This window comes from Mesorhizobium sp. M1295, assembly GCF_040318135.1.
Taxonomy (GTDB): domain Bacteria; phylum Pseudomonadota; class Alphaproteobacteria; order Rhizobiales; family Rhizobiaceae; genus Mesorhizobium.
On sequence record NZ_JAMYLU010000001.1, the window covers coordinates 38259 to 51688 of the forward strand.

14 protein-coding genes and 1 other RNA gene are annotated in these 13430 nt (G+C 62.3%); 14 read left to right on the plus strand and 1 reads right to left on the minus strand.

The features are described 5' to 3' along the window. Positions 1-160 precede the first annotated feature (160 nt). From NKH29_RS00180 to NKH29_RS00210, 7 genes are all read left to right on the plus strand, one after another. A complete protein-coding gene (locus NKH29_RS00180) occupies positions 161-367 on the plus strand; it encodes a hypothetical protein (RefSeq protein WP_023721215.1) in 207 nt (68 codons plus the stop codon). Positions 368-648: 281 nt separating this feature from the next. Beyond that, complete coding sequence (locus tag NKH29_RS00185; RefSeq protein ID WP_023721214.1) at positions 649-1368, plus strand: J domain-containing protein; 720 nt, start codon at positions 649-651, stop codon at positions 1366-1368. After that, positions 1365-2132: an N-acetylmuramoyl-L-alanine amidase gene (locus tag NKH29_RS00190; protein WP_352998772.1), complete on the plus strand. Its 768-nt coding sequence runs from the start codon at positions 1365-1367 to the stop codon at positions 2130-2132. Before NKH29_RS00185 ends, NKH29_RS00190 begins: the two co-directional genes overlap by 4 nt. 183 nt (positions 2133-2315) lie before the next feature. Beyond that, positions 2316-3059, plus strand: coding sequence for a lytic transglycosylase domain-containing protein (locus NKH29_RS00195; RefSeq protein WP_352788566.1), 744 nt, complete (start codon positions 2316-2318; stop codon positions 3057-3059). A 59-nt stretch (positions 3060-3118) separates the two neighbouring features. Beyond that, positions 3119-3517, plus strand: an RNA gene (gene rnpB, locus NKH29_RS00200) — RNase P RNA component class A. 151 nt (positions 3518-3668) lie between these two features. Then, the gene (locus NKH29_RS00205) at positions 3669-3953 is read left to right on the plus strand and encodes a type II toxin-antitoxin system ParD family antitoxin (protein WP_352481543.1); all 285 of its coding nucleotides are present in this window, start codon (positions 3669-3671) and stop codon (positions 3951-3953) included. A gap of 109 nt (positions 3954-4062) precedes the next feature. Next, positions 4063-4242, plus strand: coding sequence for a type II toxin-antitoxin system RelE/ParE family toxin (locus NKH29_RS00210; RefSeq protein ID WP_245278673.1), 180 nt, complete (start codon positions 4063-4065; stop codon positions 4240-4242). Between the two features lie 9 nt (positions 4243-4251). Here NKH29_RS00210 and NKH29_RS00215 read toward each other — a convergent pair whose 3' ends face one another. Further along, the gene (locus NKH29_RS00215) at positions 4252-5367 is read right to left on the minus strand and encodes a cystathionine gamma-lyase (RefSeq protein WP_352495118.1); all 1116 of its coding nucleotides are present in this window, start codon (positions 5365-5367) and stop codon (positions 4252-4254) included. 406 nt (positions 5368-5773) lie between these two features. On the opposite strand from NKH29_RS00215, the gene mraZ reads away from it, so the two are divergent. The 7 genes from mraZ to mraY are packed head-to-tail and all read left to right on the plus strand — an operon-like array spanning position 5774 to position 13429. Then, a complete protein-coding gene (mraZ, locus tag NKH29_RS00220) occupies positions 5774-6232 on the plus strand; it encodes a division/cell wall cluster transcriptional repressor MraZ (protein ID WP_352481541.1) in 459 nt (152 codons plus the stop codon). After that, positions 6229-7260, plus strand: a complete 1032-nt coding sequence (rsmH, locus tag NKH29_RS00225) for a 16S rRNA (cytosine(1402)-N(4))-methyltransferase RsmH (protein WP_023721208.1) — start codon at positions 6229-6231, stop codon at positions 7258-7260. Before mraZ ends, rsmH begins: the two co-directional genes overlap by 4 nt. A 4-nt stretch (positions 7261-7264) precedes the next feature. Next, positions 7265-7642, plus strand: coding sequence for a cell division protein FtsL (gene ftsL, locus NKH29_RS00230; protein ID WP_023676771.1), 378 nt, complete (start codon positions 7265-7267; stop codon positions 7640-7642). A 14-nt stretch (positions 7643-7656) separates the two neighbouring features. Beyond that, positions 7657-9384 (plus strand): peptidoglycan D,D-transpeptidase FtsI family protein, encoded by a 1728-nt coding sequence (locus tag NKH29_RS00235; protein ID WP_352481539.1) that lies wholly within the window; start codon positions 7657-7659, stop codon positions 9382-9384. Positions 9385-9438: 54 nt separating this feature from the next. Next, positions 9439-10893, plus strand: a complete 1455-nt coding sequence (locus NKH29_RS00240) for a UDP-N-acetylmuramoyl-L-alanyl-D-glutamate--2,6-diaminopimelate ligase (RefSeq protein WP_023721206.1) — start codon at positions 9439-9441, stop codon at positions 10891-10893. Then, positions 10890-12323 carry a UDP-N-acetylmuramoylalanyl-D-glutamyl-2,6-diaminopimelate--D-alanyl-D-alanine ligase gene (locus NKH29_RS00245; protein ID WP_023721205.1) on the plus strand — a complete coding sequence of 478 codons (1434 nt, stop codon included), beginning with the start codon at positions 10890-10892 and terminating at the stop codon, positions 12321-12323. The genes NKH29_RS00240 and NKH29_RS00245 overlap by 4 nt, the downstream gene beginning before the upstream one ends. A 23-nt stretch (positions 12324-12346) precedes the next feature. Further along, entirely contained in the window at positions 12347-13429 is a 1083-nt protein-coding gene (gene mraY, locus NKH29_RS00250; RefSeq protein ID WP_023721204.1) for a phospho-N-acetylmuramoyl-pentapeptide-transferase, read from the plus strand. Position 13430 lies beyond the last annotated feature (1 nt).

The window sequence follows — 13430 nt, forward strand, 5'->3', positions numbered from 1 at the left end:
GGCATTTTCACTTTACGCATCCTGTTAGTGCTCAACGCTTTGTACGGCCAAGCGCTTGATGTTACACGCGGAAACGCAACGTTACGAAACTCATCATGACCTGATGCATTGTGTCCTCGATCGTCGCCGGTAACGGTGGCGTGATTAGAGGAGAGATATCATGAAGAAACTCATTCTTGCGTCGGTCTCGGCGCTTGCCTTGCTTGGCGTTGCGGCCTGCAGCGATAGCGGCACTGACAACACTACGACGCAGAGCACCAACCCGCCGGCATCCGACCAGACGATGAAGCCGGCTGCTCCTGACGCTAACAAACCTGCCGAGCCGGCCCCGGCCCCCGCTCCTGCGCCGGCTGCCCCTGCGCAGTAATTGAGGTGACAACCAAGGGAGGCCGGCCTCACACGCCGGCCTTTCTGCTGCTTACGATACCCGCGCCTTGCGGCCGAGTGCGCCGACGCTGGCGCTGAAACGACGACCCAAGGCGCCAATCGCTAGGCTCGCCGTTTGCGCGCCGAGGCTGCCGTCTGCGGATTTTCCATGGGTGAGCGCTAGCGCCAGCTGCCTCAGGCATTCCGCCAAATCGATTGGGCCAGCCCCTGCGGCACTGTCTTGGCTTGATAGCGATGGGCGGTTGGCCCTATGAAACCCTCATGTCGATTTGGGACCGCCTCGGCGATTTCGTCACACGCGTTTCATCTTCAGCGTCGTCAGGCGTCGCCGAAGTGGTCGAAGCCGTGCGCACGGTTTTCTCCGGCGATGCCGATCTGCGCCGGCGCGTCGCCTTCTCGGTGGCGATGATCGCCCTGTCGGCCAAGATGGCCAAGGCAGACGGCATCGTCACGCAAGACGAGGTGCGCGCCTTCCAGGAAATATTCGAGGTGCCGAAGGAACAGAGGCGCAATGTGGCGCGGCTCTACGATTTGGCCAAACGCGACATTGCCGGTTTCGAGACCTATGCCGAGCGGATGGCGCAGCTTTGCGGTTCGGGCCATTCGAATTGCCTGATGCTGGAGGACATACTCGACGGGCTGTTCCACATCGCCAAGGCCGACGGGCTGGTGCATGAGCGCGAGCGCCAATTCCTGCATCGCATCGCCGAGATCTTCCGCATCGATGAGGCGCACTACCAGAGCATCCTGGCGCGGCATGTGGATCTGGGCGCCGCCGATCCTTATGTTGTGCTCGGCATCGAGCGTGGGAAGCCGTTCGAGGAGGTCCGCAGGCGCTACCGCAAGCTGGTCTCCGACAATCATCCGGACCGGCTGATCGCACGCGGCCTGCCGCAGGAATTCATCAAGATCGCGACGACCAGGCTGGCGGCGATCAACGCGGCCTATGAGATGATCGAGCGAGGCCTGCGGCACGCATGAGCGGCTTTCCGCCCGACGAGCCGGGCGCCGAGGTCAGGGTATCGCCGAATTTCGGACCACGGCGCGGCACGCTTAGACCCGATATGATTGTGCTGCACTATACCGGCATGGCGACCGGCGTCGGCGCCGAGGCATGGTTGTGCGATCCGGCAAGCGAGGTCTCGTCGCACTATCTGGTCCATGAGGACGGCCGCATTGTTCAGATGGTAAGGGAAAGCGATCGCGCCTGGCATGCCGGCAAGAGCTCGTGGTTCGGACAGAGCGACATCAACTCCTGTTCGATCGGCATCGAGATCGTCAATCCGGGGCATACTCTCGGCTATCGCAATTTTCCAAAACCGCAGATCGACGCGGTGATCGGCCTGTGCGCCGGCATCGTCGAGCGCCATTCCATTCTGGCGCAGCGGGTGCTCGCCCATTCCGACGTGGCACCGGGGCGCAAGGTCGATCCGGGCGAGAAATTTCCATGGAAAGCCTTGTTTGCCGCCGGTGTCGGCCATGTTGTGCCGGCCGCACCGATCCGGCGCGGCGCCGTACTGAAGCCAGATGATACCGGCGCCGAGGTCGAGGCGCTGCAGTCGATGCTGTCGCTCTATGGTTATGGCGTCGAGATCACCGGCGCTTTCGACCGGCAGACCGAAATCGTGGTCGAGGCATTTCAGCGGCATTTCCGGCAGCGCCTGGTCGATGGCATGGCTGACGGATCGACGATCCGCACGCTGGAAAGGCTGCTCGCTTCCGCAAGGATAGCCTCTCTCAAATAATCTTTTCCCAGATTAAAAGTTACAATCTGTTACCTAAAGTGACTTGCGCCGCCTTCTTTGGCGCCAATTCCGTCGTCAAAGGCGATCCGTACAGATTGTCGGATCTCTATCCCCAGATGTTCCGATGTTGATTGAGGGTATCTGCGCGAAGTTCTTTGTGCAGATCAAACAGAACAGGATCACATGCAGAAATTGACCGTTTTAACGGCAGCCATTGCTGCCGGCGTAATGACTTTTGCCTTCAGCGCGGCGAACAGCGCGCCGCTGAGCCAGCGGGTCGATCAAGGCTTCAGTGCCGCAGCCGGCAAAACCGCCATGCCGAAAGGTGGTGCAAAAGTAGAGAAGACCACCACCGCAAAAGTGGAAAAAGCGGCCGCGGTAAGAACGAAAAAGCCAGTCTCCGCGAAAAGGCCAACCGCTGCGAGAAAGACAATCTCCAAACAGCATGTGAAGCGTAATCGCAAACGCATCGACCGTATGGCAACAGCGTCAGTCGCTCCGAAGAGCAGGCCAGCGCCCCAGGCGGCGGTTGTCGGCGGCAGCGGACAGTATTCGGCGATCATTGCGCGATATGCCGCCAGCTACGGCGTGCCGGTATCGCTCGCCAATGCCGTCATCAAGATCGAGAGCAACTACCAGCCGAACCAGGTCGGCAGCGCCGGCGAGATCGGCCTGATGCAGATCAAGCCGGCGACGGCAAGAATGATGGGCTATAGCGGTTCGGTTCAGGGTCTCTACGATCCCGATACCAACATCAAATACGGCATGAAGTACCTTGCCATGGCGCGGGATCTCGGCGGCGGCACGACCTGCGGCACGATCCTGAAATACAATGCCGGCCACGGCGCCACACGGATGAACCCGGTGTCCGCAGCCTATTGCGGCAAGGTCAAGGTGCAACTGGCAGCACTTGGAGCGCCCGCCTGACAAGCGATAACTTGCTTTTTCGTTTGCGTTTTCGGGCCTGAACCCCTTTATACGCCTTGCCAGCTGGCCGGGCGGCCGCACCCGCGAAGCCGAAAGGCTGCGGGTGAGGAAAGTCCGGGCTCCATGGAGACACGGTGCCGGTTAATGGCCGGCGGGGGCGACCCCAGGGAAAGTGCCACAGAAAGCAAACCGCCACGATCTAATCGTGGCAAGGGTGAAAGGGTGGGGTAAGAGCCCACCGCGCGACTGGCAACAGGAGCGGCACGGTAAACCCCACCGGGAGCAAGACCGAATAGGGGCGGTGCGAGGGGAAACCCTCGAGGGCTGTTTCCGGCTCACCGTCCGGGTAGGTTGCGTGAGGCGCATGGCAACATGCGCCCAAGATGAATGGCCGCCACGTTCTCGCCCCGTAAGGGGCGAGGGCCATACAGAACCCGGCTTACAGGCCAGCTGGCAGTTTCCCCGATAAAAGGAAATCTCCTGATATCAGCAGGTTACGTCTTCGGGCGCAGCCGTTGATTCACTTTTCGACCCGCAATCGAGCGCGACATTCCTTGAAAATGGTGCGATTAAATCGTACCAGTTGATGACGATATTCAGGAGCGCGTCATGGGACAGGTCGATAAACGTAGCATCACGCTGTCGCCGGAGTTGGCCGCGGCAGTCGACGACGTGGTCGCCGCCGGCGAATATGCCTCGGCGAGCGAGGTGATCCGCGACGCACTGAGGCAATGGAAGGACAGGCGCGACCTGCTCGGCTACACGGTCGAGGAATTGCGCAAGATGGCGCAGGAGGGGATCGACAGCGGACCGGCGCTGGACGGGCCGCCAATCATGGAACGGCTGCGCGCCAAATATCTGAAAATGGCCGAGGCCAAAGGCCTTGAGGAGTGAAATATCGCCTGCTTCCTCAGGCATCGATCGACCTCGAAGCCATCGTCGACTACATTGCCGAACAGAATCCAAATGCGGCGGTTCGCCTCGTGGATCTCTTGCAAAGGCGGTGGATTTGCTGACCCTGCATCCCTTCTCAGGTGCACCGCGCGAAGACATTGCGCCCGGCATCCGTCACCTGATCGTCGGCGAATACCTCACTTTGTATCGTGTCCGCGAAGAGGCGATCGAAATCGTTCGCGTTCTCCACGGCCGGCGCAAGATCGACGCCGGCGATCTGAATTCGTAGTCGCGCTGCTCAGGTGCCGATGCGGTCTAGCGACGTCTCGATCGCCTGCCAAAGCTCTTCCACCGGCTCGCAGCCGATCGACAAGCGAACGAAGCCGGGCGGAACGGCATCTCCCCTTTTTGATCGCCGTTCGGCCGAAGTGTGTACGCCGCCGAACGATGTCGCTGCCTGCATCAACGCGCAGTTGTTGATGAAATCCTCGGCCTTGTCCTCCGAGGCGAGCACGAACGAGATGAGAAATCCGAAGCGCTCCATCTGGGCGCGGGCAAGATTGTGTGATGGGTCGCTCTCCAGTCCCGGAAAGCGCAAGCCGCTGATTGCGCGATGGTCTTTCAGCCGTCGCGCTATCATTTCGGCGGAAGCGCACATGCGGTCGAAGCGCACGTCCAGCGTTTCGAGGCCGCGATGTACCAGCCATGCCTCGAACGGCCCGGGGATGGCGCCCGACGTCTCGCGCCAGTCGGTCACCCTCGAGATAATATCTGCGTTGCGGCTGGCGACATGGCCGAACAGCACATCGGAATGGCCGTTCGGCGCCTTGGTGTCGGCAGCAATGACGATATCGGCGCCGAGATCGAGCGGGCGCTGGCCGAAAGGCGTCATCGTCGTGTTGTCGACCACAAGCATCGCACCCGCTTTGTGCACGGCTTCGGCGACGGCTGCGATGTCGCATATGTCCAGTCCTGGATTGGCGGGCGTTTCGACGAAGGCAAGCCGGTATCCGTCAAAGCCGCCGTCGAGGAAGCTCGATGTCGGCCGGACATCGTACGCGACGCCGAAGGACTTCAGGAAACGGTCTGCCAACGCTCTCGTCGTATGGTAGCCGTCGGACGGCAGCAGGATACGGTCGCCGGCTTTGAGCAGGCCGAAAAACACCGCCGAGATGGCAGCCATTCCCGAGGGAAAGGCGACGCATGGGGCGTCTTCCAGATGCGCCAGCATGTGCTCGACTGCATCCCAGGTCGGATTGCTGAAGCGGCCATATTGATCGTAGCCGGTGGCGTCACCCGGCGCGTGGAAAATGGCGGCCATGGTCAAGGGCAAGGGAATTGGGTCGCCCTTGGCCAGCCCGGCGCGACGCAGATGAGGAAGTGCCGCGGCGCGCGACTTGGCTGTTTCAGACATGGCTTCAAACCTCGTTACTGACCGGAAAAGGAGATGCCGAGGCTATGCGCGGCAACGATCCGCAGCAAGCCGCGTCCGGTTGGACCACACGGCTCTAAACCCTTCGTTAGGCTTAATGGAGGATAAAGACCGGAGTGCCGTCAAAGCTGCTCTCCCCAGTCGTGGCAGGCGCGTTTTGAAGACTGTTCCCGTTGACGCCCATAACACCCCATGATATCCCATTCCGATACTCAAGCCTTCGTTCCGTGTCAGGGTGAAGCGTACGCCAATCGGGCAGCCGCGGCGGCTGCGCGTTTGCCTGCGTTCGCCCGTCATAATGAAGTGGGTTTTGGACGGCGACCGGGCCGGGGCGGCGCGGACAGGAAGATGCAGAGGGGTGCGGCGGCGCAAGCGGCCGTAAGGCGTAATGGACCGGTTTCTGTCGAACGCGGTGAACAGGATCGATGCGAAGGGACGGGTGTCCGTGCCGGCGCATTTCCGTGCCGTTGTGCAGAAACGCGGCTATTCGGAACTTTATGCGCTACGCTGCCTGGATCGCCCGGCGATGGATGTCGGTGGGCTCGACCTGCTCGATCGCTACGAGCAGCGCATCGCGCAGGAAGACCCGTTCCTGCAGGCGGCGGACGACATGTCGTTCTTCTGCCATGGCGATGGAACGTTTCTGAAGCTCGACCAGGACGGCCGTATCACGATGAGCGATTTCATTCGCGAGCATACGGGCATTTCAGCGGAAGTGGCCTTCGTTGGCCGCGGCAATTTCTTTCAGATCTGGGAGCCGGGACGGCTCAGCGCCTATGGGACGGAAGCTCGCGCCCGGCTTTTGCAGCTTCGGCAGGGGACGAAGCCCGGGGAGCGGCCGGAATGATGGCGGGCGACGGCGATGAAGTTCATGCCGTTGGCGGACCAGCCCGTCACATTCCGGTCCTCCTTGCCGAAGTTCTGGAGGCGCTGGCGCCGACAAAAGGCGAGGTGCTCGTCGACGGCACGTTCGGTGCTGGCGGCTACACGAAGGCCATTCTGGCAAGCGGAGCCTCGGTCGTCGCCATCGACCGCGATCCGGATGCGATCGCGGCGGGGCGGACCCTTGAACAGCAGTCCGGCGGCAGGCTCAGGCTTGTCCAGGCACCGTTCTCAACGCTCGACGAGCAGGTTGAAAGTGCCGATGGCGTCGTGCTCGACATCGGCATCTCCTCCATGCAGATCGACCAGCCGGAGCGCGGCTTTTCATTCCGCGCCGATGGACCGCTCGACATGCGCATGGCGCAGGCGGGCCTGAGCGCCGCCGACGTCGTCAACACTTTCAAGGTGGGCGATCTTGCCCGCATCTTCGGTTTTCTCGGCGAAGAACGCCATGCTGGGCGCATCGCCCGTATGATCGAGAGCCGTCGCGAAAAACGCCCCTTTGAGCGCACGCTCGACCTTGCCGATGCCATCGAGACGCATATCGGCCGCGCGCCGAAAGACAAGATCCATCCAGCCACCCGGGTTTTCCAGGCGCTGCGCATCTTCGTCAACGACGAGCTCGGCGAGCTGGCAAAGGCGCTGTTTGCCGCCGAGCGCGTGCTGAAACCGGGCGGGCGGCTTGCCGTGGTGACCTTCCATTCGTTGGAGGACCGCATGGTCAAGCGCTTTATCGCCGACAGAGCTGATTCAGCGACCGGATCGCGGCACCTGCCCGAGGCGCAGGCGCGCACCGCCACCTTCACCAAGAAGGGCAGCGGCGTGACGCCTGGCGATGCCGAGATTTCGGCCAATCCGCGGGCGCGCTCGGCAAGGCTGCGCGCTGCGATCCGTACAGAGGCGCCGGCGCGCGCTGGTGATTTTTCGATTTTCGGCCTGCCAAAACTGCCTGGCCCAAAGCTTCCCGGTGCCGATCGACCGGGAGAGAGGTGAACACGTGTTTCGTACCAGCGACATAGTCCTGATCGCCGTCATGGTTTCGGCGGCTGCCTTGACCTACAAGACCAAGCGCGAGGCCGAGGAGCAACTGGCGGCAGTGCACAAGATCCAGGCGCAGATCCGTTATGAAGAGGACACGATCGACCTGCTCAAGGCGGACTGGAGCCTGCTTACCCAGCCGTCGCGCCTGCAGAAGCTCACCGAAATCTACAAATCGCAACTCGGACTCGAGCCGGTCAATGCGCGCCAGATCGTCGGGCTGGACGATCTGCCGGCCAAACCCGTCAACATCGAGGACCTTTCATCGCAGCGGCTGGGCGGCATGGCTGATATTGGCGGCAAGGATCCGGTGGTGACCGGAGGCATCGTCCAATGATCACCGGATTTCCAATGGCCGCCAGATTTCCACAGGTTGGCAGGCTGCTGAAGCGCGGTTCGAAGCCCGGCGCGGGCGGATCGATCGTGGTCGAAGGTGCCCGCAAGGCAACCGGTGGCAAGGGCAGGACCCGCATTGTCATGACGATGGCGGTGTTCTTCGGTATCTATTCGACCATTGCCGGGCGGCTGGTCTATCTGGGTTTCCAGAACCCCGACCTGTCGGGCGGGCCGCAGAGCCGGGTGACGGCATCGCGGCCCGACATCGTCGACCGTAATGGCGAAGTGCTGGCGACCGACATCAAGACGGCGTCGCTGTTTGCCGAACCGCGCCGCATCGTCGATGCCGACGAGGCGATCGAAAAGCTGTCGACGGTGCTTCCCGAGATCGACTACGAGCAGACATACAACAAGCTGAAGAGCGGCGCCGGCTTCGTCTGGCTGCAGCGGCAACTGACGCCGAAGCAGCAGGCCGATATCATGCAGCTCGGCATCCCCGGCTTCGGCTTCCGCACCGAAAAGCGCCGGTTCTATCCGGCCGGCGAAACCTCGTCCTACATTGTCGGCCTCACCAACATCGACAATCAGGGCATCTCCGGCATGGAGAAATACATCGACGAACAGGGCTTGAGCGATCTTCAGGCGTCGGGCCTGGCGGTGGCCAAGGATTTGAAGCCGGTCCAGCTCTCGATCGATCTGCGCGTCCAGCATATCGTACGTGACGAGGTCGCCACCGGCATGGAAAAGTACCATGCGATCGCGGCGGGTGCCGTCGTGCTCAACGTCAAGACCGGTGAGGTGCTGGCGATGGCGTCGGTTCCAGATTTCGATCCGAACAACCCCTATAACGCGCAGGACAAGGACCGGCTCAACCGTATGTCCGCCGGCCTGTACGAAATGGGGTCGACCTTCAAGAGCTTCACCACCGCCATGGCGCTCGATTCCGGCAAGATAACGCTGCAAAGCCGCTTCGACGCATCGCGCCCGATCAGGATCGGCCATCAGACCATCCATGATTTCCATGGCAAGGGCCGGGTGCTGTCGGTGCCGGAAGTGTTCATCTACTCATCCAATATCGGCTCTGCCAAGGAAGCCGAAGCGGTTGGCATTGACGGACACCGCGAATTCCTGCATCGCCTGGGAATCCTCGAGAAGATGCAGACCGAACTGCCGGAAGTCGCCCGGCCGACCGAGCCCAAGGTCTGGAAGCAGGTCAATTCGATTACCATCGCCTTCGGCCACGGCGTGTCGACGACCCCGCTGCAGACGGCGGTCGGCTGCGCCGCGCTGATGAATGGCGGCTATCTGATGGACCCGACCTTCCTGCCGCGCACCCAGGAGCAGGCGATGGCGGTGGCCAAGAAAGTGGTCAGCGACAAGACCGTCGAGGGCATGCGCTATCTCTATGCCCTCAATGCCGAAAAGGGATCCGGCCGCAATGCCCGGGTGCCAGGATACCGGGTGGGCGGCAAGACGGGAACGGCGGAGAAGGTCGTCAACGGCCGCTACTCGAAGGAAAAGAATTTCAACGCTTTCGTTGCGGCTTTCCCAATGGACGATCCGCAATACATAGTGCTTACGATCGCCGACGAACCGAAGCCGGAAAAGCCCGGCATGGGTGCCACGGCTGCCTCGAATGCGGGCATCATGGCTGCAAACATCATCCGACGTGCGGCTTCCATGCTTGGCGTGAAGCCAGATTTCAGCCATGAAAATGGTGCAACGCTGGTTTCCTATCAGTGATTCTTGGGGCGCGCCGGCAACTGCGCGCTATTTTGTTGCGATGAACGGGGTTCGATGAAGCTGAAAAATCTAGCCGGTATCCTGCCTGTCGAGGGGACAGCTTCCTTCGACATGGAGGTTACAGGGATTTCGTCGGACTCCCGCCAGGTAACACCGGGTGTTGTCTTTTTCGCGCTCACCGGCTCCAAGGCGGATGGCGCAGCCTATGCCGCCGATGCCGCGAGCCGCGGCGCTGCCGCGATTGTTGTCGGCAAGGGCAGTGCGGTCGCCGGGCTGCCAGTTCCGGTTCTTGTCGTAGACGATCCGCGCCTTGCGCTGGCGCTGAGTGCTGCCCGTATTTTCGGCAAGCAACCGCAAACCATGGTCGCGGTGACCGGCACCAGCGGCAAGACCTCCGTCGCCGCATTCACCCGACAGATATGGGAGCAGGCGGGTTTGGTCGCCGCTTCGATCGGCACGACCGGCGTGGTGGCGCCGGGCCGCAATGAATATGGCTCGCTGACCACGCCGGATCCGGTGGCACTGCACAGGCTGCTCAAGGAGTTGGCGGAGGCCGGCGTCACCCACGCCTCGATGGAAGCGTCCAGCCATGGCCTCGACCAGCGCCGGCTCGATGGCGTCAGGCTTGCGGCCGGCGGCTTCACCAATCTCGGCCGCGACCATATGGACTATCATCCGACGGTCGAGGACTATCATCGCGCCAAATTGCGTCTGTTCGATGCGCTGCTGCCGAAGGGCGCGCCGGCCGTCATCTTTGCCGACGACCCGTGGTCGGAGCCGACAATCAAGGCGGCGCGGGCAGCGGGACTGAACGTGCTGACGGTCGGCCGCCACGGCGATTTCCTGCGGCTGAAGCGGGTCGAGCACGAGCGCCACCGCCAACGCGCCGAGGTCGAAGTTGACGGCGTTCTCCATGAAGTCGACCTGCCGTTGGCGGGCGACTTCCAGATCGCCAATGCGCTGGTGTCGGCGGGCCTCGCCATTTCGACTGGAACATCTGTTGCCAAGGCGTTGATGGCGCTAGAGAAATTGAAGGGTGCGCCGGGGCGGCTCGACCTCGTTGGGACGGCCGCCAATGGCGCACCGGTCTATGTCGACTACGCGCACAAGCCGGACGCGCTGGAAAACGTGCTGGCTTCGGTGCGTCCCTTTACCACCGGCCGCGTCATCGTCGTATTCGGTTGCGGCGGCGACCGTGACCGGGGCAAGCGGCCGATCATGGGCGAGATCGCCACAAGGCTGGCCGATGTCGTCATCGTCACCGACGACAATCCCCGCTCGGAAGTTCCCGAGACGATCCGCGCCGCGATCCTGGAGGCCGCACCTGGCGCCATCGAGATCGGCGACCGGCGCAAGGCCATCCACGAGGCAGTCGGGATGCTTCACGCTGGCGACACGCTGATCGTGGCCGGCAAGGGCCATGAGGAAGGCCAGACCATCGGCACCGAGACGCTGCATTTTTCCGATCATGAGGAAGTTCGCTCGGCGCTCAGGGAGCAAGCGGCGTGAGCTATCTGTGGACCTCCGAGGCGCTGGTTGCCGCCATGGATGGCCGGCCGCTCGGTCCGATGCCTGAAGGCATCGCCGGCATTTCCATCGACAGCCGCAGCCTGCAGCCGGGAGACGCCTTCTTCGCCATCAAGGGCGAGGTGATGGACGGCCATGATTTCGTCACCGCCGCCATCAAGGCGGGCGCCGGCGTGCTTGTCGTCGCCGAGGGCAAGCTGCCGTCGCTGGGGCGGCTGACGGCACCGATGATCGTCGTGGAGGACGTGCTCGTCGCGCTGGAAAAGCTCGGCGTTGCGGCGCGCGCACGCTCGAAGGCGAGGGTGATTGCCGTGACCGGTTCGGCGGGCAAAACCACCACCAAGGAAGCACTGCGCCACGCTCTGTCCGCGGTCGGTACGGTGCATGCATCGGCTCAGTCGTTCAACAATCACTGGGGCGTGCCGCTGACACTGGCGCGCATGCCGCAGGATTGCGACTATGCCGTCTTCGAGATCGGCATGAACCATCCGGACGAGATCCGGCCCCTCGTCAAAATGGTCCGGCCGCATGTCGCCATCATTACGCTGATCGCGGCCGCTCATCTCGGCTTCTTCCGCAACCTGGACGAGATCGCCAAGGCCAAGGCAGAGGTTTTCGAGGGACTGGAGCCCGGTGGCGCCGCCCTTCTCAACCGCGACGACCAGCGCTGGAAGCTGCTGGAGAAGATGGCGAAAGAAGCGGGCGTCGAGCATGTCTACGGGTTCGGCGAGAATGCACGGGCGACCTTCAAACTGATCAAATGCGAGCTCAATGCCGATCACTCCGTGATAGCCGCCAAGATTGGCGGACACGAGATTGTCGCCAGGATCGGCGCGCCGGGCCGCCATATGGTGCAGAATGTGCTGGCCGTGCTGGGTGCCGCGCATCTGGTCGGCGCCGACGTCACCAGGGTTGCGCAGGCGCTGGCCGATCTTTCGCCCGAACGCGGACGCGGCAAACGCTATGTGTTGCGCCATCCCAAGGGGCCGATCACACTGATCGACGAGAGCTACAACGCCAATCCGGCGTCGATGACCGCTGCAATGGCACTGCTCAACACCACACCGGTGTCGGGCGAGGGCAGGCGCATTGCCGTGCTTGGCGACATGCTCGAGCTCGGCAGCCATTCGGCGAAATTGCATGCCGCGCTTGCCGACCTGATCGTCGGCACCGATACGCGCACGGTTTTCCTCGGCGGCCCGGAAATGCGGGCGCTGGCCGACGTGCTGCCGGGCGAGATCAAGACGGAATACCGCGCCGGCGCGGAAGATCTGAAACCGGTGCTTCTGTCGGAATTGAAGCCCGGCGACGTGGTCATGATCAAATCGTCGAAGGGCATAGGCTTTTCAAAGCTGGTCGAGGCGTTGCTCGGCAAGTTTCCGGCGGAAGCCACAACCAGCAGACAGACCTAGGATCGGTCCGGGGACGCAAGCGCATGCTAACACTGCTCGTCGAATTTGCGGACAAGATCTCGGTCTTCAACGTCTTCCGCTACATAACTTTCCGCACCGGCGGAGCGCTGATCACAGCGGCGCTGATCGTGTTCATCTTCGGACCGACCATCATCAATTCGCTGAGGCTGCGGCAAGGCAAGGGCCAGCCGATCCGCGCCGACGGGCCGCAGACGCATTTCAAGAAGGCGGGAACGCCGACAATGGGCGGACTGATGATCCTGTCCGGCATCGTCGGTTCGTCGCTGCTGTGGGCGAACCTGTCGAGCATCTACGTCTGGGTGGTGCTGCTGGTGACGCTGGGGTTCGGCTCGATCGGCTTCTACGACGATTATCTCAAGGTGACGAAGCAATCGCATCTCGGCTTTTCCGGCAAGGCGCGGCTCGGGCTCGAATTCGTCATTGCCGGCATCGCCGCCTGGGTGATCATGCATAACGGCCAGGTGCCGTTCTCGTCATCGTTGACATTCCCTTTCGCCAAGGAGTTTCTCGTCAATCTCGGCTGGTTTTTCATCCCGTTCTCGTGCTTCGTCATCGTCGGCGCCGGCAATGCGGTGAACCTGACCGACGGCCTCGACGGGCTGGCGATCGTGCCGATCATGATCGCGGCGGCGTCCTTCGGCGTCATCGCCTATCTCTCCGGCAATGCGGTGTTCGCTGAATATCTGCAGATCCATTTCGTTCCCGGCACCGGTGAGCTTGCCGTGGTCCTCGGAGCGGTGATCGGTGCCGGTCTCGGTTTCCTGTGGTTCAATGCGCCGCCAGCGGCAATCTTCATGGGCGATACCGGCTCGCTGGCGCTGGGTGGGCTGATCGGCACGGTCGCGGTGGCGACCAAGCACGAGATCGTGCTGGTCATCGTCGGCGGCCTGTTCGTCGTCGAGATATTCTCGGTCATCATCCAGGTCGGCTATTTCAAGATGACCGGCAAGCGCGTCTTTCTGATGGCGCCGATCCACCATCATTTCGAAAAGCTCGGCTGGACCGAAAGCCAGGTGGTGATCCGCTTCTGGATTATCGCCGTCATTCTGGCGCTGGTCGGGCTGTCGACCCTGAAGCTCAGATAGG

Excerpts from the sequence above, each read along its gene's own strand:
- NKH29_RS00180 (WP_023721215.1), top strand. The coding sequence starts at position 161 with ATGAAGAAACTCATTCTTGCGTCGGTCTCGGCGCTTGCCTTGCTTGGC.
- NKH29_RS00185 (WP_023721214.1), top strand. The coding sequence starts at position 649 with ATGTCGATTTGGGACCGCCTCGGCGATTTCGTCACACGCGTTTCATCT.
- NKH29_RS00190 (WP_352998772.1), top strand. The coding sequence starts at position 1,365 with ATGAGCGGCTTTCCGCCCGACGAGCCGGGCGCCGAGGTCAGGGTATCG.
- NKH29_RS00195 (WP_352788566.1), top strand. The coding sequence starts at position 2,316 with ATGCAGAAATTGACCGTTTTAACGGCAGCCATTGCTGCCGGCGTAATG.
- NKH29_RS00205 (WP_352481543.1), top strand. The coding sequence starts at position 3,669 with ATGGGACAGGTCGATAAACGTAGCATCACGCTGTCGCCGGAGTTGGCC.
- NKH29_RS00215 (WP_352495118.1), bottom strand. The coding sequence starts at position 5,367 with ATGTCTGAAACAGCCAAGTCGCGCGCCGCGGCACTTCCTCATCTGCGT.
- mraZ (WP_352481541.1), top strand. The coding sequence starts at position 5,774 with ATGGACCGGTTTCTGTCGAACGCGGTGAACAGGATCGATGCGAAGGGA.
- rsmH (WP_023721208.1), top strand. The coding sequence starts at position 6,229 with ATGATGGCGGGCGACGGCGATGAAGTTCATGCCGTTGGCGGACCAGCC.
- NKH29_RS00235 (WP_352481539.1), top strand. The coding sequence starts at position 7,657 with ATGGCCGCCAGATTTCCACAGGTTGGCAGGCTGCTGAAGCGCGGTTCG.
- NKH29_RS00240 (WP_023721206.1), top strand. The coding sequence starts at position 9,439 with ATGAAGCTGAAAAATCTAGCCGGTATCCTGCCTGTCGAGGGGACAGCT.
- mraY (WP_023721204.1), top strand. The coding sequence starts at position 12,347 with ATGCTAACACTGCTCGTCGAATTTGCGGACAAGATCTCGGTCTTCAAC.